Here is a 24,970-nt window from a genome sequence, read left to right on the forward strand (position 1 = left end):
TTTTCTCCCTTGGCTTTTGCCATCAAAAACCTGTCATTAAAGCAACATAAAGACAAAGCATGAATAAGAATAAGGAAGCGGCTGAGTGCTAAATCGGGTGTGGTTAGTGTTTTTCCTCACGTCACTGCTGGCGATGGCGGTACAGCTATTTAATGGGCATATCGACGTACTTGCCAACGCGGTAGAGGCCCTGTTTGACAGCGCTAAACTCGCCGCTGAAATCGCCTTAGGCTTAGTGGGCGTTTTGTCCCTGTGGATGGGATTAATGCGAATTGGTGAAAAGGCAGGGGTTGTCGGGGCGATTGCCTTTGTGTTTGAGCCGCTGCTGCGCAACTTAATGCCCGAAGTGCCCAAGGGGCACCCCGCATTTGGCAGTATGACGATGAACTTAACGGCCAACGTGTTTGGGCTAGATAATGCTGCAACGCCATTGGGGCTTAAGGCAATGCAGGATTTGCAGAGTCTTAATCCGGTCAAAACCGTTGCGACCAATGCACAAATTCTATTTTTAGTGCTCAATACCTCCTCGGTGACCTTAGTCCCTGTCACAGTGTTTTTGTACCGTGCTCAGCAGGGCGCCGCCGCACCTGCGGACATTTTTTTACCGATACTCCTCGCCACATCTGCCTCAACCTTAGCGGGGCTTCTGATCGTCGCCGTTGTGCAGCGGCTTTCACTGCTCAATGCCGTGGTGCTCGGATATGGCGCAGTACTGCTGTCGGCATTAGTTGCCAGTGGCTTTTATTTGATGACCTTAACGGCAGACGCGATTGGCACAGTGTCGACCGCCTTGGGCAACGGGGTATTGCTACTGTTAGTTTTTAGTTTTGTGCTGGTGGCTGGCGTGCGAAAAGTGGCGATTTATGATGAGTTTATCGAAGGCGCCAAGGCGGGATTTAACCAATCGATTCAACTTATTCCGTATCTGTTAGCCATGCTGCTGGCGATTGGCTTACTCAGGGCATCGGGCGCGTTGGATTACCTGCTGCAACTGATTGTCAGTGGCGTGAGTCTTTTCGGGTTTGATACTCGCTTTGTCGATGCAATGCCAACCGCATTAATGAAGCCTTTTAGCGGCTCGGGCGCGCGGGCCATGATGCTCGAAACTATGGCGCACCACGGTGTGGACTCCTTTGCGGGGCGCTTGGCAGCGATTTTCCAAGGGAGCACTGAAACGACTTTTTATGTGCTGGCAGTTTACTTTGGCTCCGTTGGGATCCGTCACGGGCGCCATGCACTCGCCTGTGGCTTAACGGCTGACTTTGCGGGGATCTGCGCTGCGATTGCAGTTTGTTATTGGTTTTATGGATAAGGATGCAATTGAGAAGAGCTGATTGACAGCAAAAGTAGACCGTTGCTTTAGCGGATAAAAATCAGGCGCATTAGAGTTTATCTAATGCGCCTGATTTTTAAGTGATATCGAATTCAATCAAGTTTGCCAAACTACAGATAAGGCTTGATTTTATTGGGCCGGAGCCCATTCCTGCCATTCGCTCTGGGCCTTGTGTTGCAACTTAATTACTGCACCTTGGCTTAAGCGATTACCTGTTTGTGTCGTTTCCTTGGTAGCGACATTAATGCCGCCCGCCAATAGGGTTTCGAGCGAGCCAGCTTCAATTTGCGCACCAGAGAAAATCCCCACATCGACTTTAATGCCTGAAGCGTCCCAGAACTGACTGCTCTGATTCACTAAGTGACTGTACTGCGGCTCAATATGCGCTTGCATTAGCACACTGTTACCTTGAGACGACAGACTATAACCATCGATTTGGCCGACTTTAATACCACGGAAGAAGATAGGCGTGCCGACTTTCATCGAGCCAAGGTTGCTATTCTCTAAGGTAAACTTAAGCGCATCTTCGGCCACGTTGGCATAGCTGCTCTCAACCAATTTGGCTTGGAAGTGGGTGGCTTTTTGGTTGCTCTTACCCGGTAACACGCCAATATAAGGTCCAGTAATTAAGGTTTCTGGCGCTTTGATCCCCGCTAGGGAGATTTGCGCATCAACCATATGGTATTCAGTATCACTGCGGCTGAAGTGCTCGGCATAGTCGCCATAGAGATAAGCCGTTGCCGTGAGGGTAGTTAAGTCGGTATTGAGCTTAACTTGCGTCACCTCACCCACCTGATGGCCTTGGTAACGAATGGCGGCTTTGGCGGCCAATTTCGCCGAGGCGGGTAAGGTGAGTTTGATGGCTTGAGCCTGGGCTAAGGCGAGCTGTTTGCTTTCGTATAGTTTAAGTGCCGCATTAGGTTCAGTCGTTGAGCTGTCCAACAAACCTAAGCTGATGCTGCCTTTTAATGCGCCCAGTAGTGGCGCGACGGCGACATCAATACCCGCAAGACTGGCACTGACATCCACAGCACTGTTGCGCCAAAACACTTTAGGTTTTTGCACTAAGGGTTGGAACTGCTTATCGATAGCGATCTTAATCGCAAAGTCTTCGGTTTTACTCTGCCAGTTGACTGATTCCACGCTACCGATTTGCATTTTTTTATAGTAAATCGGTGAGCCTTGGCTGACATCGGCGCCATCTACGCTGGTGAGGGTAAAGTACAGACGTTGCTGCCGAGCAAAAAACTGTTTTGCTTCATCTATCGAGCTAAAGAGTGACAGGCGAGTATTGGCCGCAAGTGGTGTGTCGCTCGTTCCTGGGATAAGACTTACAGCCCCTTTGGTGAGGGTCGCCATATCGCGGGTTTTCACCGACACTCCATCGAGGGAGGCATCGATGCTCAGCGCCGACTCGGGGATAAAATAGCTATCACTGCGAACTAAGCTGGCAAACTCAGGTTGCAGCTCGAGTTGATATTCAACGGCCGACAGATCTTTAGTTAATTTCACCGCCAGCACCTGACCGATAGGCAGCTGCTTGTAACGCACTTCAGCGCCAGCAGTGAGACCCATGTTTTCAGTCGAGGTGATAGTGAGCTGACGTTTCTTGGCCTTCAGTAGATCGGGCGCCGATTCTTGCAGGGCAAAACTGCTTGGCAGCGCGGTATTGGCATTGGTGCCGGGTAAAAAGTTAATCACGCTGCCCGTGAGTAAGCGTTCGGGGTTTTTGATCCCAGAGAGCGAAATATCCGCGCCTTCAAGCCAAAACAGCCCGTCACTGGTTAACAGGTTGACGTATTCAGGCTCAAACTTTGCCACCGCAGTCACGCCTGTTGCGGTGAGTTGTTTGCTTTGCAGAGTGCCAATGGTGATGCCGCGATACACAATGCGAGTGCCTTTATCAATCGCGTTGCCATCGTTCATGGTCAGGCTGACTTCAATTCCGCCAAGGGCGCTGGTTTCGGAATCATAGAGGGCAAAACTGTCGCCATTTTGTGCCGCAGGCGCTTTATCATCGGAGCTGAAACTCACGCCGCCCGCCAGAATCGAAGCAAGGCTCTCTGTGTTGACTTTAATGCCCGCTAAACTGGCGTCTACTTTCACGCCGGATACGTTCCAAAAGTGAGAGTTTTTCTTCACTAAACGCGCATATTGCTCCTGGATAAAGGCGCTGATAATGACTCTGGCGTTGCCGTCTAAACGATAGCTAACCACACTGCCGACGGGGATCTGACGAAAGAACACCGGCGAGCCTACGTCCAATGAGCCGAGTTTATCGGCCGTCAGTTCAATCATCACCCCTTCAGTACCGATTTGCATCGGTGGTGGTTGACGCTCAGCCTCGAAGAAAGTGGCGGCATTGCCTTTACCTGGCTGAATCGCGATATAGTTGCCCGAAAACAGCGCATCTAGGCCTTCAACACCTGTGATGCTGGCTTTTGGAGTGACTAACCAGAAAAGGGTCTCTTTATTTAAGAAGGGCTTAGCGCGATAGTCCATCATAACTTTGACGTTTACGCCCTTAAGATCCTCATCGATACCAATGTCTTTCACCTTACCGACGGTAAGACCTTGGTATTTTACTAGGGTTTTACCCACGTCGATCCCCGTGGCACTGGGGAAGTGGATCTGAATTTCAATGCCCGATTCTTTGATGCTCTTAATGCCCAGCCATGCGCCGAGTGCGAGCGCCACAATTGGGAGCAGCCAAATCGGCGAAAAGAGTTTTTTCTTCACAACTTTTGGCGATTCAATTTGTGTCATCTTGAGGTTCCAATCGATCCCAGAGTAAACGAGTGTCTAAAACTTTTGCGGCAAGTTGCGTCAGTAAAATCACCAATGCAAACGCCGTGGCCGCGGGTGCAGGCTTTGCATCGAGTAGTTGCCCCATATTGACGAGGGCAACGGTTAGGGAAATCACAAACAAATCGAGCATCGACCAGCGGCCAATCCATTCGATAATATGAAATCCCACCATGAGTTTCTTTTTTGAAATCGGCAGATTAAAGCTAATGGCGCACAGGTAAGTGGCTAAACCGATAATCTTCACCCAAGGCACTAAAATACTGGCAATAAACACGATAATGGCGATGGGCAACATATCCGAATGCACTAAATGGATAATGCCAGAGAAAATCGTATCGTGGCGCACTTGCCCCTGATTGGTGAGCATAGTAATAGGGTATAGGTTAGCGGGAACCAACAAAATGGCGGCGGTGATCAGCAGCGCCCAACTTTTTTGTAAGCTGCTGTAATCGCGCACCTGTAACTCGGCTTCACAGCGGCTGCAATGAGTGCTTTCACTGCTATTGAGCTGCCGGCACACTCGGCACAGACACAGGCCTAAATCTTTCCCCTGCTGCTTCATCTTAGCGGCGCCCCTGCATCAGTAGACTCCACATATGCTCGATATCGTATTCCCGCTGCAGGAACAGAGTGACTAAAAAAAGCATAGTGAAACAAAAGGTGCCCATTCCGAAGTAAATATCCGAAAAATCAGACAATTGAAATGACGAAACCAGAAAGCTAATCACATAAATCTCCAGCATAGTCAGCTGGGATAACAGTCCTTGCAGTTTTAATAACTGTTTGAGGCTGCGACGCCAAAATGGACTGCCAAGTCCCCATTTGACGATCAAAATCTGGCTGAGGATCGATAGAATCAACAAACCCGGACCAATCACGGCGGCGGCGAGCACGGCTAGCCCAACGACCCAATAACCTTGGTCGAACACCGCAAAGGCGCCTTGAAACACTGTAGTGGTGCGAATACTGCCCAAAAAGTGGATTTCGAGCACCGGGAAAAAATTGGCGGGGAAATAGAACACCAGCGCGGTAATGCACAGCGCCAGCATGCCGTTTACCGAGCAGTATGGTGTGTCATAAAGTGCAGTGCTGCAGCGCGGACATAACGCCCTAACACCCGTAGGTAGGGCGCGCTTTCGAATGGCCAAGTCGCAGGAACGACAGAGGATTACAGAGTTTTCTGCTGTATTTTCATGCATATAAAAATATTAAATTAGCCCCAAAGCCATTGAGATTGCGCAAATAATCTGTAAACGAGCAGATTATCCAATGAGACATCAAACAGCTTGACCCATCTCGACAACGAAAAGCGGTCTCATAATATCAGAATAATCAGAACACTTGCATCACTAGTTCACTTTATGTCATCCTGATTACTGTATATAAAAACAGTGCGAGGGCAGTCATGGCAGTTATTACACAGTTTGTCGTGGTAAGAGAAGGGGTGGAGAAGATGACATTCATATCGAAAAAGGAGGCTGATGCCTACGATAAGATGCTCGACATCGCCGACAACCTCATTCCATTTATTCAAAAAGCGCAGCTCGGAATTGATGAAACCGTGAGCGAACAGCTCGCATTCTATTTTGCTAACAATAAAGATGAGCTGACAAACTTGCTTAAAGGCGTAGTTCAAGTTAATAGTACGCCATCAAAACAAAATGCAGCGAAAAAAGCGCCTAAGAAGGACGACGCTGCCGAATAATTTTTTAGGAAGTCTATGAAACCGCAATTTTATGAGTCACTGAATCGTCAAGCGCTGGCCTTACTCGAGGGCGAGGATGATTTAGTGGCTGCTATGGCTAACTTTTCTGCCTTGCTAAACGATAATCTGACCGAACTGAACTGGGTGGGGTTTTACGTGATGCGTGGCGACCAACTGGTGTTGGGTCCTTTCCAAGGTAAAGTGGCCTGTACCCGTATTCCTATGGGTAAGGGCGTGTGCGGTACCGCCGCGCAAACCAATCAGACGCAGCGTGTCGCCGATGTGCATCAATTCGATGGTCACATTGCCTGCGATTCGGCCAGTAATTCTGAAATTGTTATCCCAGTCCGCGCCGATGGTAAGGTTGTGGCCGTGCTGGATATCGATAGCCCTATTTTTGACCGCTTCGATGAAGAAGACCAAAAGGGCTTGGAATTATTGGTAAAAAGCTTCGAAAACTGCCTATTTGCTTAATTTGCGTACAATAACGCATAATTCATAGTCGCAATCGGTGGCGTGCGCCTTATAATAGCGCATGCACTGATAAGGCTTATTTTGAGCACAGCTGAAATAAGCCTGATAGGTTCAGCCGTGAAAAATTGTTAACTTATATTTTTTAACTTTAGTTAACTCGGCGAGAATGCTAATTTGTACTTTGGCTCATATGTGGGCTTAACCAAGATAAACGACTCGTAAGAAGCTGATTTTTATCACCTCGGATTCGATGTCCCTTTTTAACTGTGGAAGTAATGATGGAATCAACAGATAAGTTGACCGACACCAACGCAATTTTGGCGTATTTGTATGAAACATTTCCTTTGTGCTTTATTGCTGAAGGTGAAACTAAGCCATTAAAAATCGGATTGTTTCAAGATTTGGCTGAAAGGTTGGCTGATGATTCTAAAGTCAGTAAAACTCAACTGCGAGTTGCCTTAAGACGCTACACCAGCAGCTGGCGCTACCTGAAATCGGTAAAAGCCGGTGCACAGCGTGTAGACCTCGACGGTCAACCATGCGGTGAGTTAGAGCAAGAGCATATCGATCATGCTCAAGCTATGTTGAAAGAAAGCCAAGATAAAGCCAAAGCTAAGCGTGCTGCTCAAGCACCTAAAGCGGCACCTGCTGGCAAAGCGCCTGCGAAGAAAGCCCCTAAGAAAGTGGCTGTACCTGCACGTAAGACTGAGCGCCCAGCAAAAGCAGCCCCTAAGGCTGAGCCTGCGGTTAACTTAGTGCAAGCGCAATTGACCGATCTAACCAAGAAGCAACGTGTCAATGTTAAGTTAGGTATGACGCCAGTAGCCGGCGTGATCACCGACATTAACAAAGAGGACATTCATGTTCAGCTGGATAGCGGCTTAACGGTAAAAGTGAAAGCGGAACATATCCTGCTGTAATCATTTAATCAAACGGAGTAACTTGTTGATGCGAAAACTCACTTTGGCTACATCCATTGCCACTGTTTTTGTCGGATTCTCGGCTTGGGCTGTACCACCCACGATTCAAATCAGCGAGTTACCCACTCTCAAGCAGGAAGCGCAGCATAAAGTGGCGAGTAAGCGAGTGACGGATTTATACACTCGTTCCCACTATCACAGATTCGCCTTAGACGATGCGTTTTCGGCGCAGATCTTCGACCGTTACCTGCAGCAACTCGATTACCGTCGTAATGTGCTGACGCAAGCCGATGTTGACAGTTTTAAGCCTTATACCAATCAATTCGATGATATGTTGAGTTCGGGCGATCTTGACCCTGCCTACAAGATGTTTGATTTGGTGCAAAAGCGTCGCTACGAAGGCTTTGTGTACGCGCTTTCTCTGCTCGATAAAGAGATGGATTTCACCGTGCCAGGTGATGCCTACGAGTACGACAGAGAAGATGCGGCTTGGCCAAAAGATCAAGCCGAGATCAACGAGCTGTGGCGCCAACGTGTTAAATACGATGCGTTGAATCTGAAACTCACAGGCAAGAAATGGCCTGAAATCGTTGATATTCTGCAAAAGCGTTATAACAACGCCATCAAGCGTCTGACCCAGACCAATAGCGAAGATGTGTTCCAAGCGGTGATGAATGCGTTTTCTCGCAGCATCGAGCCACACACTAGCTATTTATCGCCCCGTAATGCTGAGCGTTTCCAAATGGAAATGAACTTAAGCCTCGAAGGGATTGGTGCACAGTTACAGCTCGAAGACGATTACACTGTCATCAAGAGTTTGATTGCAGGCGGTCCTGCGGCCAGCAGTGAAAAGCTGTCACCGGAAGATAAGATTGTCGGTGTCGGCCAAGAAGGCGGTGAGATTGTTGATGTGATCGGCTGGCGATTAGACGATGTCGTCGATCTGATTAAAGGTCCTAAGGGCAGTAAAGTTGTATTACAGATTTTACCTAAGAAGGGCGGTTCTAACGCTAAGCCGTTTAATCTGACCTTAGTGCGCGATAAAATTCGTTTAGAAGACCGTGCCGCGACCTCAAAGATCATCGAGCCAAAAGACGGTGAATACGCCAACCGCAAAGTGGGCGTAATTCAAATTCCTGGTTTCTATATGAATTTATCCCAGGACGTCGAAAAAGAATTGGTGAAGTTAAATGAAGCCAAGGTTGAAGGCGTCGTTATCGACTTACGTGGTAATGGCGGCGGTGCGTTAACCGAAGCCGTGTTACTGACGGGACTCTTTATCGATATGGGCCCTGTTGTGCAAGTGCGTGATGCCGATGGTCGAGTGTCTGCCCACCGTGATAACGATGGCAAGACGACCTACGCAGGCCCGTTAACCATTATGGTTGACCGTTACAGTGCATCAGCCTCTGAGATTTTTGCCGCTGCCTTGCAAGATTACGACCGTGCGCTGATTGTCGGTGAGTCAAGCTTTGGTAAAGGCACTGTGCAGCAGCATAAGAGCCTAGGTCGTATCTACGATATGTACGAGAAGCCGATTGGTCACGTACAGTACACGATCCAAAAGTTCTACCGTATCAACGGTGGCAGTACTCAGCTCAAGGGTGTAACCCCTAACATTGCTTACCCAAGTGCGTTAGAGCCGGGTGAATACGGTGAAGCGGAAGAGAAGAATGCTCTCCCTTGGGACAAAGTGCCGATGGCGCAATACGGTACTCTCAACGACATCACTCCAGAATTAGTGGCCAGTTTAGAGAAAAAACACCTTGCCCGTATTCAGAACGATGTTGAGTTTAACTATATCAATCAAGATATTGCCGACTTTAAAAAGCATCATAAAGAGAAAACTGTCTCCTTAGTTGAGAGTGAGCGTATTGCCTCACGTGAAGCCGATGAGAAGAAAGTCCTCGATAGAACCAACGAGCGTCGTGTTGCCCATGGTTTAGCCACGGTTAAATCGATGGAAGACATTAAAGATAAAGACGATGTTGAAGCACCGGATGCCTTCTTAGACGAAACGGCCTATATCACCTTAGATATGGCGGATGCAAAAAAGCTGGCTAACGCTGGCACTAAATAGGCGGTTATCGCGCCTGTTTACCTTATCTTAAAACGCGCTTATGGCGCGTTTTTCTTATTTAGAACAAAGTGTTAAAGGGAACGACATGACACAAGCTCAAGCAAAATACCTTAAAGATTATCAAGCTCCCCAGTTCACGATCGAAACCATTGATTTAGATTTTAATCTCGATGGTAAAAACACTCTGGTTAAAGCCGTTAGCAAAGTTAAACGCACTTCTTCCCACACCAATCCCTTAGTGCTCGATGGTGAAAGTTTGACCTTGGTGAGTGTGACCATTGATGGACAAGCGGCGACGTATCACGCAAGTGAAGGGCAGTTGTCCATCGAGACAAGCCTGAATGAATTTGAGTTGACCATCATCACCCAACTCGATCCCGAGGCTAACTCAAGCCTCGAAGGGCTCTATATGTCCGACGGCGCCTACTGTACTCAGTGCGAAGCCGAGGGCTTTAGACGTATCACTTACTTTCTCGACCGCCCCGATGTATTAGCCAAATACACAGTGCGAATCGAGGCCAATAAGCTGGCGTTTCCGTTCCTGCTCAGTAATGGCAACTTGATTGAAAAAGGCGAGCTCGATGGGGGGCGCCATTATGTGCGCTGGCAAGATCCCTTCCCAAAACCCGCCTATCTGTTTGCCTTAGTCGCTGGCGATTTCGATCTGCTGCAGGATGAGTTTATCACCCGTAGTCATCGCAAAGTGGTACTGCAGGTGTTTGTCGATAAAGGTAATTTACACAAAGCGCACCATGCTATGGCGTCCCTGAAAAAGTCCATGGCTTGGGATGAGTCCCGTTTTGACCTCGAGTACGACTTAGATATCTACATGATAGTCGCCGTCGACTTTTTCAATATGGGGGCGATGGAAAACAAAGGCTTAAACATCTTTAATACCAAGTATGTGTTGGCCGATACCTTGACCGCAACCGACGAGGATTACCACGGCATTGAATCTGTGGTCGGCCATGAGTATTTCCACAACTGGACGGGGAACCGCGTGACTTGCCGTGACTGGTTCCAATTAAGCCTCAAGGAAGGCTTAACCGTGTTTCGCGATCAGGAATTTAGTTCGGATCTAGGTTCGCGTGCCGTGAACCGAATTCACGCGATTAAAGTCATCAAAAACCAGCAGTTTGCTGAAGACTCAGGCCCAATGGCGCATCCGATCCGCCCCGAGTCTGTGATTGAGATGAATAATTTTTATACTGTTACTGTGTATAACAAGGGCGCCGAAGTTATTCGCATGATGCACACCCTGTTGGGTGAAGTCCATTTCCAAGCGGGGATGAAGTTATACTTCAAACGCCACGATGGCCAAGCCGTGACTTGCGATGATTTTGTCGCGGCGATGGAAGATGCCAGTGGTATAGATTTAACGCAATTCCGTCTCTGGTATAGCCAAGCAGGCACGCCAATTGTCACCGCAAGTGACAGTTTTGATGCCGAGACTGGGACTTACCAGTTAACCCTCAAGCAAACCTTAGCGGGCTGTGCTTCACCTTTGCATATTCCCTTTAGCTTAGAGCTGTTAGATGAGAAAGGGCAGTCGCTGGTAAATCAAGTGCTTGATTTTACTCAAGCAGAGCAAGTCTTTACATTTGAAGGTATGCGCCATAAACCCGTGGCATCCTTACTACAGGATTTCTCTGCACCGGTTAAATTACATTATCTCTTTGAAATCGATCAACTGGTGCATTTGATGCGCTTTGCCTCGAGTGAAGTGGCACGTTGGGAGGCGTCGGTTACGCTCGTGAGCCAAGCGATTTGGCAAAATGTGGCGCATTTACAGCAACATCACACCATGACCTTAGATGAGCGCGTGAAAGACAGTTTCAAAGGTGCCTTACTCGATGAGTTGTTAGATCAGGCGCTGATGGCGGAAATGTTAGCCATACCATCGGCCTCAGCTTTGATTGAGCAAACCGACACGGTCGATTTAGATGCCTTAGCCCTAGCCCGCGAATTTGTGCTCACAGAGCTTGCCGCCTATTGTGAAGATGAATTAACGGCGCTGTATCGCTTATTGGTAAACCGTGATTGCACAAAAGCGCGAGCGCTGAAAAACCAATGTCTTAACTGGTTGAGCCGAGTCAGTAGCGAGGCCGAAAGCTTTGTGGTTGAGCAGTTTGATAAGGCAGCCAATATGACTGACTCACTCGGCGCATTAAGTGCGGCGAATGTCGGCTCGTTACCTTGCCGCGCACATTTGATGGCAATGTTTGAAGCCCGCTGGCGCGATACGCCGCTGGTGATGGACAAATGGTTTATGCTGCAGGCGACCCATGATGTGGAAGGGGTGATTGATAGCTTGCGTCAATTACAGCAGCACGCGAGCTTTAGCATGAGCAATCCTAACCGCGTGCGTTCACTGATTGGCAGTTTCGCGGCCGGGAATATTTATCAGTTCCACCGCGCCGATGGCAAAGGTTACGAATTTTTAACTGAATGCCTTATCAGCTTAAATAAACTCAACCCGCAGGTTGCAGCGCGTATGGTGACGCCACTCATTCAATTCAGTAAGTTTGATGCGGCGCGTCAGGCCAAGATCAAGGCTTGTTTAACGCGATTACTGGCATTACCAGAGCTTTCAAAGGACTTATTTGAGAAAGTATCTAAAGCCTTAGCGCAATAAGAGTTGGGCGAGGGCAGCGCTTTGCTGCCCTTATTTTTCAAGCGGCTTGCCGCGCCAGGTTGCAAACTGCTGGATATTTTGTAGCTTGATGTCGTGCGTCTTAAACTGAGAGTCTTTGATTTAGATGCTAAACACATAGAGGCTCTCAATGTTGAGCTCTAGGAAAAATGCCTTAGAAGTAGAGCTTTATAAATGTCTGTCCTAGGTGTTTGTTCCTTGAAATGAGCACTCTGTACTCCTTTTTAAACCCCTGTGGAAATTGCGCTCTTTTGGATAGATGCACAGTCAGTGGCATACCTTAGTCATACTCTTTTGCTCGTTAAGTTAAACCTAAGGAAAGCCGCTTTATACTGGGGAGTCTAAGATTTTGCTGTTACGCAGCGCTGTAGCGGTTAGATTGTGAGTTACTGTAAGTCCTTATAGTTTATTTACTTTTTGACGAGTCTAATGATGTCACGCATTTTCGCCATAAAGCCTGCTTGGTTCAGCAGGCGCAGATTATTTTGAGTATCAATATGGAATTGTATTTTAAGCTAAACCTAAGCTATCGAGAGTTTTTGCCTTACTACCAAGGCCTTGCCGATAAGGTTGAAGTGCGTGAACGTCAGGGGCGGATCCTCTGGATTAATGGCCGACATTTTAGGCGTTTTTTAACCGATAACGGTATCCATGGACAGTTCAAACTGGTGCTTGATGATAAAGGGCAATTTGTGTCGCTGGAGCAGTTAGCCTAATAAATTGTTGATTTTTATTTAGAGCAATTACTTTAAACGGTCGACTAATTACAATCGCGTAAATATGATATTTTCTTTGTAATTATGTTAATGAAATATAAAGTTTTTTACCTGCTTTTTCCCACGCTTTTTAATCTGCTGCTTTTCTAATTTAAATCCCATTGCCGTAGTAGATGACATAAATGTGTCTACGTGCTTAATTCTTTAGAAAATTTTCTCTAACTGTGCCTTGCTCATGGGGATTAATTGCTGTAACAATGATGTTACCTGTGAGCTAACAAGATGTTGGTTGTAATTCCAAGAACAAAGAATCCAGCAGGGTACGGAGAGCTAAAATGAAAATTGTTAAAAAAAGTTTTAACAAGTCGGCGCTTGCTTTGGGGGTGGCGTCGGCATTGAGTTTATTGATGGTGTCGAATGTTAATGCGGTTGCGTTCGATTGGGGGGAGATAAAAGGGACTTTTGACTCGACTTGGACTGCGGGTGCCAGTTGGCGTGTCGGGGAGCGCGATTGGGACGGACAAATTGGTAAGGTAAACCAGCCGCAGTTTGATTGGTCAAATTACTCCGCATTTGGCAATACCAAGTACACTTCTGCTGAGATTTGGGCACAACCTGGTTCTTACTCTAGCAACAACGATTTAAGTAATTTACTTTATTCTCAAGGTGATACTACATCTGAAATCGTTAAAGGATTGCACGAGTTATCCCTTAAGTATGAGAACTATGGTCTGTTCGTTCGTGGCATGTACTTCTACGATCGCAAGCTAAACGATGGTAATTACGACTACAATGACCCATTAACCGGGAAAGAATACGATCCTTGCCGCGACAGCAAAGCTTCCGAAGTGCAATGTAAGGACATCCGTCTGCTGGATGCCTTCGTATATGCGAATTTTGATTTAAACGATGGTGCTAACCCGCTTTCTATCCGTGTCGGTAACCAAGTGGTTTCTTGGGGTGAAAGTACGCTGATCGCCCACGGTATTGGTGAAATCAACCCCGTCGATTTGAACATCCTGAACGCGCCTGGCGCGGAACTTAAAGAAGCCTTCCGTCCTCAGGGTATGGTGTGGGCCTCATTGGGGATCACCGAAAACTTATCGGTAGAAGGTTTCTATCAATATGACTGGGAACCTGTATGGATCCCAACCCCTGGTTCGATTTTTGCGACTAACGATTTCGCCGGTTACGGTGGTTATAACCAGAACGCGCAATTAGGCTTTAACGCTAACCCAGACATCAATTTAGACTTCTTGACGCAGGAATATCAGAAACTCGCTGGCATGATCGCCAGTGGTCAAACGATTCCTACACAGCAATTGGTGGCGATGGCACTGGCTTATCCCACTAAAGTGACGTTAGTTCAAGATGAGCAAGCGCCAAGCAACGGTGGCCAATATGGTATCAAGCTAGGTTATTACGCCCCTGAGTTAGGCGATACCGAGTTTGGTTTCTACTTTATGAACTACCACAGTCGTCGTCCACTGATCAGCGGTACCGCCGCCGACTTTAGCACTGGCGCATTGTTGTCTGACCTTGCGGTACTCGGCCAAAACGCGAGTGATATTAACCGTGAACTGTTGCTCAGCTTAAAGAGCTTCTCTAAGGCGCAAATTGTTTATCCTGAAGACATTAAACTCTATGGCTTTAGCTTTAACACCTCACTGGGTGATACCTCAGTCGGCGCTGAAATCGCTCATCGCCAAGACGAACCGCTGCAAATCGATGACGTAGAACTGCTGTTTGCGGGTATGCCACAACAGTTAGCCAACGCGGGTATTCGCCCCGATTTCGACGGCATTTCACAGATTGATGGCGTACAACCTGGCGAAACCGTTGACGGTTTTATTCGCCTCGATACCACTCAAGCGCAAGTCACTTTCACGCATTTATTCGGCCCTACCTTGGGATTGGATAACCTGACGATGTTGGCGGAAGTCGGCGGGGTATGGATCCATGATATGCCAGGTTTTGATGAACTGCGTCTCAATGGCCCAGGTACCGCGCGTTCTGGCGGTAACCCCGATATGCCTGGCATTATCCAAGCCTTACACAATGGTCCAGAAACCAACCCATTCCCAACGGATTTCGCGTGGGGATACCGTCTGGTGGCCAAAGCGGACTTTAACAACTTGTTTGCGGGCGTGAACATGTCTCCTCGGTTGATTTTCTCACACGATGTCGACGGTATTACGCCTGATCCTATGTTCCTCTTTACCGAAGGACGTAAGTCAGTGGCCTTGGGTCTGAATTTTGAATACCAAAACCGTTGGGGCGCAGACTTATCCTACAACAACTTCTTTGGCGGTGTAGGAACAACCAACGCGATGTCAGATCGTGATTATATTTCTTTCAATATCAAGTATTCGATCTAAAGGACTATAACAATGAAGAAACTGTCGATATTGGCAAGCGCCGTGATGATGGCCCTTGTAGCACCTGTAGCGATGGCAAAGGTATCTGAAGCCGACGCCGCTAAATTGGGTAACGAATTAACGCCATTAGGCGCAGAAAAAGCCGGCAATGCCGATGGCTCTATTCCCGCTTGGGATGGCGGTATTACTAAGCCAGTTGCTGGATACTCTAAGGGGATGCATCACCCCGATCCTTTCCCTGAGGATAAAATTGAATTCACTATTACCAATGCGAACAAAGCCCAATACAAGGATTTCTTGACCCCGGGTCAAATGAAACTGTTTGAGCTTTACCCTGATACTTACAAGATGAATGTGTACAAAACGCGCCGCAGCGCATCAGTGCCACAATTTGTTTATGATGCGACCAAAGCCAACGCCACTCGCGCTGAATTAGTTGCACAGGGTAATGGTATCTCGGGCGCATCGATTGGTATTCCATTCCCAATCCCTGCCAATGGCTTAGAAGCGATTTGGAACCATATTCTGCGCTTCCGTGGTGTGGATGTTGAAACTTCACGTAGCCAAGCGGCACCGACGGCCGATGGCAGCTACACCTTAGTGGAAACCGCTGAGGAGATTCGTTTTGAATATTCTCGCCCCGAAATCACCCTTGACCAGTTAAAGGCCAGCAACACGCTGTTCTACTTTAAACAAGTGGTGACTCAGCCAGCTCGCTTAGCAGGTACGGCACTGTTAGTGAAAGAAACCATGGACCAAGAGGCGCTGCCACGCCAAGCATGGACCTATAACACGGGTCAGCGCCGCGTTCGTAAAGCACCCAACGTTGCCTTTGATACTCCGGGTACCGTATCCGATGGTTTGCGCACCACAGACGATTTCGACATGTTTAACGGCTCACCTGTGCGTTATAACTGGGAGCTTGTGGGCAAGAAGGAAATCTATATTCCATACAACGACTACAAATTGCACTCAGACAAGCTGAAATATGACCAGATTTTAAAACCCGGTCATATCAATCCTGAGTTTGTTCGTTGGGAAAAACACCGCGTATGGGAAGTGAAGGCGACCTTAAAAGACGGTATGCGCCACATCTACAAAACCCGTGTGATGTATCTTGACGAAGACTCATGGCAAGTCTCGATTGCCGATCTGTATGACAACCGTGATGAACTCTACCGTGTGGCGGTTGCCCACGGCTTGAACTACTACGAAGTCCCAACCCAGTGGGATACCTTAGAAGTGTTCCACGACCTACAGTCCCGTCGTTATTTGGCCATGGGCTTAGACAACCAGAGTGGGATGTATAACTTCGATGCCAAGTTGAGTGAAGCAAACTTCACCCCAGACGCGCTGCGTCGCGAAGGTATCCGTTAATCAGCCACGGTATAAAGGGGCGCTAAGCGCCCCTCATTAGTTTAAGGAAGTTTGTATGTCGTTTCGCATCCTTCAATGCGCCGCTGCAATCAGTGTTGGTTGTTTATTTTCTTCCCCTTCATTTTCTACGGTGTCTGAGGCTTTCCCGCAAATTCAGCCCTTAGCGGCATCTTCTTTAGTGTTAGATATTGCCCATGCGGGACAGCGTTTAGTCGCCGTTGGTGAGCGTGGCCATGTGCTCGTGCTCAATGATACTTGGCAACAGGTGCCGACACCGACCTCGGCGCAGCTGACAAAAGTGTTCTTTTTAAATGAAAAACTCGGTTGGGCAGTCGGGCACGATGCCACTATTTTACACACCCAAGATGGCGGCCAGACATGGTCGTTACAAATGCAGTCGAGCGAAATTGAAAAACCTTTCCTCGATGTGCTGTTTCTCAATGAGCAGGACGGCATGGCGATTGGGGCGTACGGACTGTTTTATCGAACCCATGATGGCGGCAATACTTGGGCAGAAGAATTCCACGAAGAGTTGCTCGCCGAAGAAGACGTGTCCTATTTGGCTGAGTTAAAAAATAGCGACCAAACCGCTTATTTGACTGAGCGCGCCTCGTTACTGCCGCATTTTAACCGGATGATCGTTCTTAATGATGGTCGTTTGCTATTAGTCGGAGAGCTTGGGCTTGTGGCGGTGTCGGCCGATAAGGGCCAAACCTTTACCCGTACTGGGTTTGATTACGACGGCTCGATGTTCAATGCCATTCAATTGCAGGATGCGGTCTACGTGATGGGATTGAGGGGACACGTATTTAAGGCAGATTTGAGCCTTGGCCAATGGGACGAGATTGAAATGCCCGTGCAGTCATCCATCAATGGCGCTTTGGTGAGCTCAGACTCTAGCCTGTACCTTGTGGGGAATGCTGGCGTTGTTATTCAGCTAAATCAGGATGATAGTGCGAGTATTGTCACGCGTCGCCAGGGGGAAAACTTAGTTTCGATTGCCAAAGATAACCAAGGGAATGTGTGGTTATCGGGTAGCCAAGGGCTACTCACTCTAAAGCCATAAATGATAAAACAACAATAACAGGGCCGATAAGATGTTAGAAAAACTGGTCAACGGATTTGAGTCATTTTTATTCCGCAACCGTGCTTGGGTGGTGAGCATTTTTATTTTGCTGACGGTTTTTTTGGGATACCAAGCTAGTCAATTAAAAATGGATGCAGCATTCATTAAAAATATTCCGCTTAATCATAGCTATATGCAAACCTACCTCAAACATCAAAAAGATTTTGGTGGCGCGAATAGCATTATGGTGGCGGTTGAAGACACCAGCGGCAATATTTTTAACCCGAACTTTTTCGACACCCTTAAAAACGTTCACGATCAGCTGTTTTTTATTCCCGGTGTTGACCGCTCACAGGTGAAATCCTTATTTTCACCTTCGACCCGTTTTACCGAGGTCGTGGAAGATGGTTTCGCGGGCGGCCCTGTGATCCCCGCCGATTTTACGACCACCGAAGCGGGCTTGAATACGGTGCGCGATAACATTGAAAAAGCGGGCATTGTCGGACGCTTGATTGCCAATGATTATAGTGCCGCTATGGTGTCGGCCCAGTTGATGGACTTTGATCCACAAACGGGTAAGCCCTTAGATACCATCGCTTTTGCCGCTCAGCTAGAGAAGGAACTTCGCGGTAAGTATGAAACCGATAAGGTGAAAATCCATATTATCGGTTTTGCGAAGATGGCGGGTGATGTGGCCGATGGCGCCAAAGGCGTATTGCTGTTCTTCGTGATTGCCATTTTGATCACGGCGGTGATGGTCTATCTGTTTTCAAAGTCACTTATTCTGACCCTATTGCCATTAGTTTGTAGTTTAACGGCGGTGATCTGGCAGCTGGGTTTACTGACGGTCATCGGTTTTGGCCTAGACCCCATGTCAATTCTGGTGCCATTCCTCGTCTTTGCTATCGGGGTGAGTCACGGGGTGCAGATGATCAACGCGGTCAGACGTCGCGTGATGGACGGACAAACCACCAAGGCAGCCTCGGCTTCTGCGTTTCGTAGCTTATTGGTGCCGGGCGGGGTAGCACTACTTTCTGATACGGTCGGTTTTATCACACTGTTATCCATTGATATCGGTATTATCCGTGAGCTGGCCATTTCGGCCTCACTCGGGGTGGGTGTGATTATTTTCACTAACCTTATCCTTCTGCCTTTAGTGATTTCTTTCACTGAACTTAAGGTTGCACCACAGGGCGCGCCGACTTCGGATGAAGTGCGAGCCGAGGCAATTTGGCGCTACCTTGCCAAATTTGCCACGCCGAAATACGCGGTAGTGGTAATTGTGGCAACCATTGCCTTGTATTTTGCGGGTCTGCAACAGGCTAATCAGATGAAAATTGGCGATTTGCAGGGCGGGGCGCCAGCTTTACACCAAGATTCACGCTACAACTTGGACACTTTCTTTATTACAGATCACTTCTCTATTACCACCGATGTTATGACTGTGATTGTGGAAGCGAGCCCTGAGGCCTGTACTTACCACGATATGCTGACGCAAATTGATGAGTTTGAATGGTTAGTGCGTAATACCCCTGGTATTGAATCGACAGTGAGCTTGGCCTCGGTGGCGAAAAAAGTGAATGCTGGCTTTAACGAAGGCAACCCAAGATGGGAAGTCTTACCGCGCACCACTGCGAGTTTAGTGCAAGCAATTGGCCAGATCCCAACGACATCGGGCTTGTTAAATGGCGATTGCTCTGTGATGCCTGTGTATCTATTTATGCAGGATCACAAGGCGGAAACCATTGAAACGGTTGTCGCTAAGGTGAAAGCGGTCGCGGCCAAAATGGACAATGATAAACTGCAATTTAAGCTAGCATCTGGCCCTGTCGGAGTAATGGCGGCGACCAACGAAGCGGTGGCGGAAGCCCAATTGCCTATGATGATTTATGTGTATGGCGCGGTATTTGTGCTTTGTCTTATCAGCTTTAAGTCATTAAAAGCGACAGTCGCGGTGATTATTCCGCTCTATGTGGTCTCCACACTGGCGCAGGCACTGATGACTCAGCTTAATATTGGCTTAGCAGTCAGTACCTTACCCGTAATTGCGCTGGGTGTGGGGATCGGTGTTGACTACGGTATTTATATCCTGTCGACCATGTCATCTAAGTTATCGAATGGGATGCCAGTACAGCAAGCCTACTATGAAGCGTTAGTCGAGCGGGGCAGTGCGGTGATTTTCACTGGCCTGACGTTGGCGATTGGGGTGAGTACTTGGTTTTTCTCGGCGCTTAAGTTCCAAATGGACATGGGGATCCTGCTCACCTTCATGTTTGTGGTAAATATGTTGGGCGCCATAATTATCCTGCCAGCACTGGCAGCGGTATTCTGGCGGCAGGCTAAGTAGATACAAACAATGGGGAGTTTTTGACTCCCCATTGTCTTTGAATATAAACGCTGTTTTTTTGATTTTTTGCTCACCTGTTATCGCATCTTTACGCTCTGGCTGGATTTACAGAGGATGTACCACTAAAATTTTCCTCGAAATACAGAGGATTTAGTAATAAACTTCGCGCGACGATCTGGATCACACTAATTTTCTGAGATCGTTAAGCCGAAGCATCCAAATAATGAAAAAAAGCGCTGCCATAGACGCTTAAGGAAACAGCAACATGGCCTTGAAAGATGCAATGCCTTCAGTACTACTTGAAAATGTAGTCAGTTTAATTCACGCTAAAGTCCCTAATTCACAAGCCAAGCAAGTTGAACAGTTCGCGAACTGCCTTTATGCCCACATGTCGAAAGACGATCTCAATGCGCGTAACGACAGCGACCTGTATGGTGCGGTTCTCAGTTTATGGAATGCACTAAACAAAACCCCGAAAGGGGAGACTCACCTCAGAGTATTCAATCCAAGTCAGTCAAAACACGGCTGGCAATCAACTCATTCGATCATTGAAGTTATCCAACCTGACATGCCATTCTTGGTAGATTCAGTTGGTATGGCATTGAATCGTATGGGTATTACGGCTCACATGATGTTACACACTCCGCTGGCGATTGAGCGTTCAGCCCAGGATGTAACCAAAGTCACGTACCTGAATCAAAGCCCTGACAGCACTGAACACGTTGCCGTTTTCCTGATTGAAATCGACCGTCAAAGCAGCAGTGTGGATATCAAAGCCCTTGAGCGCGAAATCCAATCTGTGCTGGGTGATGTGGCTGCATCAGTCAACGACTGGAGCGCGATGTCAGCTAAGCTGAGTGAGACCATTAAAGAGTTACCTAAGCGTCCATTCCCCGGTGAGAAGCAAGAGTTAGAAGAAGCAATTAACTTCTTAACTTATCTTAATAATCATCACTTTACCTTACTGGGTTACCGTCAATACGATTTAAAACGCGTTGAAGGCGACGTCGAGCTAGTGCCGAATATGGCCTCTAGTTTAGGCTTAATGAATAAGCACCATAAAACTCAGCCAGAGCAAGGTTTGTTATTATCAAGCTTCTCTGACAGTGCCCGTAAAGAAGCCTTAGACCACAGTTTACTGATCCTGACCAAGAGCAGCGCCAAGAGCCGCGTGCACCGTCCTGCCTATGTGGACTATATCGGTATCAAACGCTTCGACAAGAAAGGCAATGTGGTCGGTGAAGACAGATTCATCGGTTTGTACGCCTCAAACGTGTATAACCGCAGCCCACGTGAGATCCCACTGCTGAACGAAAAAGTTCAGCGCGTATTAGACCGTTCAGGTTTAACGCCACGTTCTCACGACTATAAAGCCCTGCTGAACATTCTCGAAAACCTGCCGCGCGATGAGCTAATCCAAGCCAATGTGGATGATTTAGCACACACGGCGCACGGTGTGCTCGAGATGCAAGACAGGGACAAACTGAAACTCTTTGTTCGCAAAGATGGTTTCGGTCGTTTCTTATCCTGTTTAGTGTACGTTTCAAAAGACCGTTACAACACTAAACTTCGCCAAGATACCCAACGTATTCTGGCTCAGCATTTCAACAGCAAAGAAGATGTAGAGTTTACGACGTATTTCTCCGAGTCAACCCTGGCCCGTACTCACTACATTGTCAAAGTTGATAACAATAATATGGATGTAGATGTGGCTGCCATTGAAAACAATTTAATTGAAGCGGCACGCTCGTGGGAAGATAAGTTAAATACCGCGCTAAACACTGCCTTAGGTGAAGAAGCCGGTACTCATCTGATGAAGCGTTACGCTAACGCCTTCGAACAAAGCTATAAAGAAGACGTATTACCAAGCTCTGCCGTTGTAGATATGCAACAGCTTGAAGCGCTGGATGACGAACACAAGTTAGGCATGTTGTTCTATCAACCGCAGGAAGCGGCGTTGAACGACAACAAAGTGCGTTTAAAACTGTTCCATAAAGATGAGCCAATCCATCTTTCTGACGTACTGCCGATGCTGGAAAACTTTGGTCTGCGCGTGATCAACGAGCGCCCATACGAAGTGACCACTTCAGACGGTTCTACCTTCTGGATCTTAGACTTCTTAATGACGGTTAAAGTCACTAATACTGACAATATCGCCGATAGCCAAGACAGATTCCAAACTGCACTCTCTCAAGTGTGGCAAAAGAAATTAGAAGATGACGGTTTTAACCGCATCATTCTGGCGTCAGGTTTAACTGGTCGTGAAGTGTCAGTACTGCGTGCTTACGCTAAGTACATGCGTCAAATCGATGCGACCTTCAGCCAAGCTTATATCGAAGAAACCTTCGGCCGTTACCCACAAATCGCTGATTTGTTGGTGAAAATGTTTATCCGTAAGTTCAATCCAAAACTGAAGACCCGTACTCTGGGCAAGTTTATGGAGCAGATCAACCTACGTTTAGACGAAGTATCGAGCCTAGATGATGACCGTATTATCCGTCGTTACCTCGATCTGATTAACGCCACGCTGCGTACCAACTTCTACCAACTGGATGCCAAAGGCGAATCTAAGAGTTATATCTCGTTTAAATTCATGCCTTCGTTAATTCCTGAAATGCCGCGTCCGCTGCCGAAATTCGAAATTTTCGTTTATTCGCCACGGGTTGAGGGCGTGCATTTACGCTACGGTAAAGTGGCTCGTGGTGGTTTACGTTGGTCTGATCGTCGTGAAGACTTCCGTACCGAAGTGCTTGGCTTAGTAAAAGCACAACAAGTGAAGAACACGGTAATCGTACCTGTGGGCGCGAAAGGTGGTTTCGTTTGTAAACAACTGCCTACCGAAGGTGGCCGCGAAGCCTTCTTCACCGAAGGTCAAGAATGTTACCGCATCTTTATCCGTGCGCTGCTCGATATCACTGATAACATCGTTAACGGCGAAATCGTTCATCCGGTGGATGTGGTCCGTCACGATGAAGATGACCCATATTTAGTGGTCGCGGCAGACAAAGGTACTGCCACCTTCTCGGATATCGCTAACGCCATTTCGCAGGAATACAACTTCTGGTTAGGCGATGCGTTCGCGTCGGGCGGTAGTAACGGTTACGACCATAAGAAAATGGGTATCACGGCCAGAGGTGGTTGGGAATCGGTTAAACGTCACTTCCGCGAAGTGGGTATCGATTGTCAAACCACAGACTTTACCTGTTTAGGTATTGGTGACATGGCGGGTGACGTATTCGGTAACGGTATGTTGTTGTCTAAGCACACAAAACTTGTGGCTGCGTTCAACCACATGCATATCTTTGTCGACCCGAATCCAGACACCGCTGCCAGCTATGAAGAACGTGCCCGCTTATTCGCGCTGCCACGTTCAACCTGGGAAGACTATAACAGCAAGCTGATTTCTAAGGGCGGCGGTATCTTCCTGCGTTCATCTAAGTCAATTCCATTGTCTGCTGAAATGAAGCAAATGCTGGAAACGGAAAAGACCTCGATGACCCCGACTGAACTGATGAAAGAACTGCTGAAAATGCCAGTGGATCTGATTTGGAACGGTGGTATCGGTACTTATGTTAAGTCAGCACGTGAAACCCATGCAGAAGTGGGTGACCGCGCGAACGATGCACTGCGTGTCAATGGCCGCGAACTGCGTGCCAAGATCGTGGGCGAGGGTGGTAACTTAGGTTGTACTCAGTTAGGTCGTATCGAATACGCGGCTAACGGCGGTCGTATCAACACTGACTTCGTGGATAACGTGGGTGGTGTGGACTGTTCTGACAACGAAGTTAACATCAAAATTCTATTAAACGCGTTAGTGGCTGAGGGTGAACTGACACTCAAGCAACGTAACCGTTTACTGGAAGAGATGACCGAAGAAGTTGGCCAAATCGTTCTGCAGGATTGTAAAGATCAAACCCGTACGATTTCGGTAACCCAAGTCCGTGGTGCTGAGCAGTTAAAAGAGCAAATTCGCTTTATCCAGTATCTGGAAAAAGAAGGCAAGTTAGACCGCGCCTTAGAATTCTTACCGTCGGAAGAAGAGCTGGCAGAACGTTTAGCCAATGGCCGCGCATTAACGCGCCCAGAGCTATCGGTTCTGGTGGCGTACGCTAAGATGGTACTGAAAGAGCAGTTACTGACTCAAGAAATCACCGAAGACACGTTGCTGAGCCAACTGTTGATTGCTTACTTCCCGAAACAACTTCAGGAACTGTACAGCCACAGAATGGTGACGCACCCACTGCGCGGTGAAATCATTGCCACGTCACTGGCCAACGAATTGGTCAACGACATGGGTCTGAACTTTGTTCAACGTATGCAAGATGAGACTGGTGCCTCAGTTGCCGACGCGGCAATTTGTTACACTATGGCTCGCGAAGTGTTTGGTTTAGCTGAATTAACTAAAGCGATCACTGACTTAAACGGTATTGTTCCTGCTGTGGTTCAGGGCGAAATGCTGCATCAATTACGTCGCAACATGCGCCGTGCATGCCGCTGGTTCCTGCGTCACCGCAACCGTACTTGGAGCATCGAGCAAACTGTAGCATTCTTCAAACCTGTATTTGAACAAATCAAAGCGAATGTTCATTCTTACTTGGTAGAAGAAGAAGCGGCGGGTATCCAAGCTGAGATCAACGCTCTTATCAAAGAGAATGTGCCTCATGAAGTGGCAACCGTCGTGGCTAACATGAGCACACTGTTCTCGGCGCTGGATATTGCGCAAATTGCCCAAGCCGAAGAGAAAACAGTTGAGCTCGTTGCCGAGACATATTTCAAACTCGGTGCCCGCGTTGAGCTGCACTGGTTCCTAGAGCAGATCAGTGCACAACCCGTGGCGAACCATTGGCAAGCACTGGCTCGTGCCGCCTTTAGGGAAGAGTTGGATTGGCAACAACGTGCGTTGACGTCAGTGGTCTTAAGAACATGCAGTGCAACCTGTGACGCCCAGAGCGTTATTTCTCAGTGGATTGATACCAATCAAGCCCTACTAGAAAGATGGTTCCATATGCTCGCTGACTTCAAAACGTCGCAAAGCCATGAGTTTGCTAAGTTCTCTGTCGCCCTGCGTGAACTGAACCTTCTGATCCTTCATTGCGAAGGCCATAAGTAAACT

15 protein-coding genes are annotated in these 24,970 nt (G+C 47.8%); 12 read left to right on the forward strand and 3 right to left on the reverse strand.

Annotated features, from left to right (window positions below; all coding sequences use genetic code 11):
• The first annotated feature begins 85 nt into the window (after window positions 1-85).
• Window positions 86-1,312, forward strand: coding sequence for a nucleoside recognition domain-containing protein (locus K0H60_RS09180; protein ID WP_220057934.1), 1,227 nt, complete (start codon window positions 86-88; stop codon window positions 1,310-1,312).
• Window positions 1,313-1,462: 150 nt separating this feature from the next.
• Here K0H60_RS09180 and K0H60_RS09185 read toward each other — a convergent pair whose 3' ends face one another.
• The 3 genes from K0H60_RS09185 to K0H60_RS09195 are packed head-to-tail and all read right to left on the reverse strand — an operon-like array spanning window position 1,463 to window position 5,340.
• Entirely contained in the window at window positions 1,463-4,099 is a 2,637-nt protein-coding gene (locus K0H60_RS09185; protein WP_220057935.1) for a PqiB family protein, read from the reverse strand.
• Window positions 4,086-4,703: a paraquat-inducible protein A gene (locus K0H60_RS09190; RefSeq protein ID WP_220057936.1), complete on the reverse strand. Its 618-nt coding sequence runs from the start codon at window positions 4,701-4,703 to the stop codon at window positions 4,086-4,088. The genes K0H60_RS09185 and K0H60_RS09190 overlap by 14 nt, the downstream gene beginning before the upstream one ends.
• A 1-nt stretch (window position 4,704) precedes the next feature.
• Window positions 4,705-5,340 (reverse strand): paraquat-inducible protein A, encoded by a 636-nt coding sequence (locus tag K0H60_RS09195; RefSeq protein ID WP_011716786.1) that lies wholly within the window; start codon window positions 5,338-5,340, stop codon window positions 4,705-4,707.
• A 206-nt stretch (window positions 5,341-5,546) separates the two neighbouring features.
• On the opposite strand from K0H60_RS09195, the gene K0H60_RS09200 reads away from it, so the two are divergent.
• The 11 genes from K0H60_RS09200 to K0H60_RS09250 all read left to right on the forward strand — a co-directional run bounded on the left by K0H60_RS09200 (window position 5,547) and on the right by K0H60_RS09250 (window position 24,967).
• On the forward strand, window positions 5,547-5,846 hold the full coding sequence (locus tag K0H60_RS09200) for a YebG family protein (protein ID WP_088211616.1): 300 nt from the start codon (window positions 5,547-5,549) through the stop codon (window positions 5,844-5,846).
• 15 nt (window positions 5,847-5,861) lie between these two features.
• On the forward strand, window positions 5,862-6,320 hold the full coding sequence (locus tag K0H60_RS09205; protein WP_220057937.1) for a GAF domain-containing protein: 459 nt from the start codon (window positions 5,862-5,864) through the stop codon (window positions 6,318-6,320).
• A 278-nt stretch (window positions 6,321-6,598) separates the two neighbouring features.
• Window positions 6,599-7,240 (forward strand): RNA chaperone ProQ, encoded by a 642-nt coding sequence (proQ, locus tag K0H60_RS09210; protein ID WP_086017251.1) that lies wholly within the window; start codon window positions 6,599-6,601, stop codon window positions 7,238-7,240.
• A 28-nt stretch (window positions 7,241-7,268) separates the two neighbouring features.
• The gene (prc, locus tag K0H60_RS09215) at window positions 7,269-9,320 is read left to right on the forward strand and encodes a carboxy terminal-processing peptidase (protein ID WP_220057938.1); all 2,052 of its coding nucleotides are present in this window, start codon (window positions 7,269-7,271) and stop codon (window positions 9,318-9,320) included.
• Between the two features lie 85 nt (window positions 9,321-9,405).
• Entirely contained in the window at window positions 9,406-11,955 is a 2,550-nt protein-coding gene (gene pepN / locus K0H60_RS09220; protein ID WP_220057939.1) for an aminopeptidase N, read from the forward strand.
• 515 nt (window positions 11,956-12,470) lie between these two features.
• Window positions 12,471-12,689: a DUF2835 domain-containing protein gene (locus K0H60_RS09225; RefSeq protein ID WP_011716791.1), complete on the forward strand. Its 219-nt coding sequence runs from the start codon at window positions 12,471-12,473 to the stop codon at window positions 12,687-12,689.
• 335 nt (window positions 12,690-13,024) lie between these two features.
• Window positions 13,025-15,067 (forward strand): DUF1302 domain-containing protein, encoded by a 2,043-nt coding sequence (locus tag K0H60_RS09230; RefSeq protein WP_220057940.1) that lies wholly within the window; start codon window positions 13,025-13,027, stop codon window positions 15,065-15,067.
• Window positions 15,068-15,079: 12 nt separating this feature from the next.
• Window positions 15,080-16,444, forward strand: coding sequence for a DUF1329 domain-containing protein (locus tag K0H60_RS09235; RefSeq protein ID WP_220057941.1), 1,365 nt, complete (start codon window positions 15,080-15,082; stop codon window positions 16,442-16,444).
• 55 nt (window positions 16,445-16,499) lie between these two features.
• Window positions 16,500-17,510, forward strand: a complete 1,011-nt coding sequence (locus K0H60_RS09240; protein ID WP_220057942.1) for a YCF48-related protein — start codon at window positions 16,500-16,502, stop codon at window positions 17,508-17,510.
• A 31-nt stretch (window positions 17,511-17,541) separates the two neighbouring features.
• Window positions 17,542-19,857 carry an efflux RND transporter permease subunit gene (locus K0H60_RS09245; protein WP_220057943.1) on the forward strand — a complete coding sequence of 772 codons (2,316 nt, stop codon included), beginning with the start codon at window positions 17,542-17,544 and terminating at the stop codon, window positions 19,855-19,857.
• A gap of 265 nt (window positions 19,858-20,122) precedes the next feature.
• Window positions 20,123-24,967: an NAD-glutamate dehydrogenase gene (locus tag K0H60_RS09250; protein ID WP_220057944.1), complete on the forward strand. Its 4,845-nt coding sequence runs from the start codon at window positions 20,123-20,125 to the stop codon at window positions 24,965-24,967.
• Window positions 24,968-24,970: the final 3 nt, after the last annotated feature.

The sequence above is a fragment of the Shewanella mangrovisoli genome (assembly GCF_019457635.1).
GTDB lineage: Bacteria > Pseudomonadota > Gammaproteobacteria > Enterobacterales > Shewanellaceae > Shewanella > Shewanella mangrovisoli.

Coding starts and splice junctions, on each gene's coding strand:
- K0H60_RS09245 (WP_220057943.1), top strand. CDS start 17,542: ATGTTAGAAAAACTGGTCAACGGATTTGAGTCATTTTTATTCCGCAAC.
- K0H60_RS09230 (WP_220057940.1), top strand. CDS start 13,025: ATGAAAATTGTTAAAAAAAGTTTTAACAAGTCGGCGCTTGCTTTGGGG.
- K0H60_RS09225 (WP_011716791.1), top strand. CDS start 12,471: ATGGAATTGTATTTTAAGCTAAACCTAAGCTATCGAGAGTTTTTGCCT.
- prc (WP_220057938.1), top strand. CDS start 7,269: ATGCGAAAACTCACTTTGGCTACATCCATTGCCACTGTTTTTGTCGGA.
- K0H60_RS09205 (WP_220057937.1), top strand. CDS start 5,862: ATGAAACCGCAATTTTATGAGTCACTGAATCGTCAAGCGCTGGCCTTA.
- K0H60_RS09250 (WP_220057944.1), top strand. CDS start 20,123: ATGGCCTTGAAAGATGCAATGCCTTCAGTACTACTTGAAAATGTAGTC.
- pepN (WP_220057939.1), top strand. CDS start 9,406: ATGACACAAGCTCAAGCAAAATACCTTAAAGATTATCAAGCTCCCCAG.
- K0H60_RS09200 (WP_088211616.1), top strand. CDS start 5,547: ATGGCAGTTATTACACAGTTTGTCGTGGTAAGAGAAGGGGTGGAGAAG.
- K0H60_RS09185 (WP_220057935.1), bottom strand. CDS start 4,099: ATGACACAAATTGAATCGCCAAAAGTTGTGAAGAAAAAACTCTTTTCG.
- proQ (WP_086017251.1), top strand. CDS start 6,599: ATGGAATCAACAGATAAGTTGACCGACACCAACGCAATTTTGGCGTAT.
- K0H60_RS09195 (WP_011716786.1), bottom strand. CDS start 5,340: ATGCATGAAAATACAGCAGAAAACTCTGTAATCCTCTGTCGTTCCTGC.
- K0H60_RS09240 (WP_220057942.1), top strand. CDS start 16,500: ATGTCGTTTCGCATCCTTCAATGCGCCGCTGCAATCAGTGTTGGTTGT.
- K0H60_RS09235 (WP_220057941.1), top strand. CDS start 15,080: ATGAAGAAACTGTCGATATTGGCAAGCGCCGTGATGATGGCCCTTGTA.
- K0H60_RS09190 (WP_220057936.1), bottom strand. CDS start 4,703: ATGAAGCAGCAGGGGAAAGATTTAGGCCTGTGTCTGTGCCGAGTGTGC.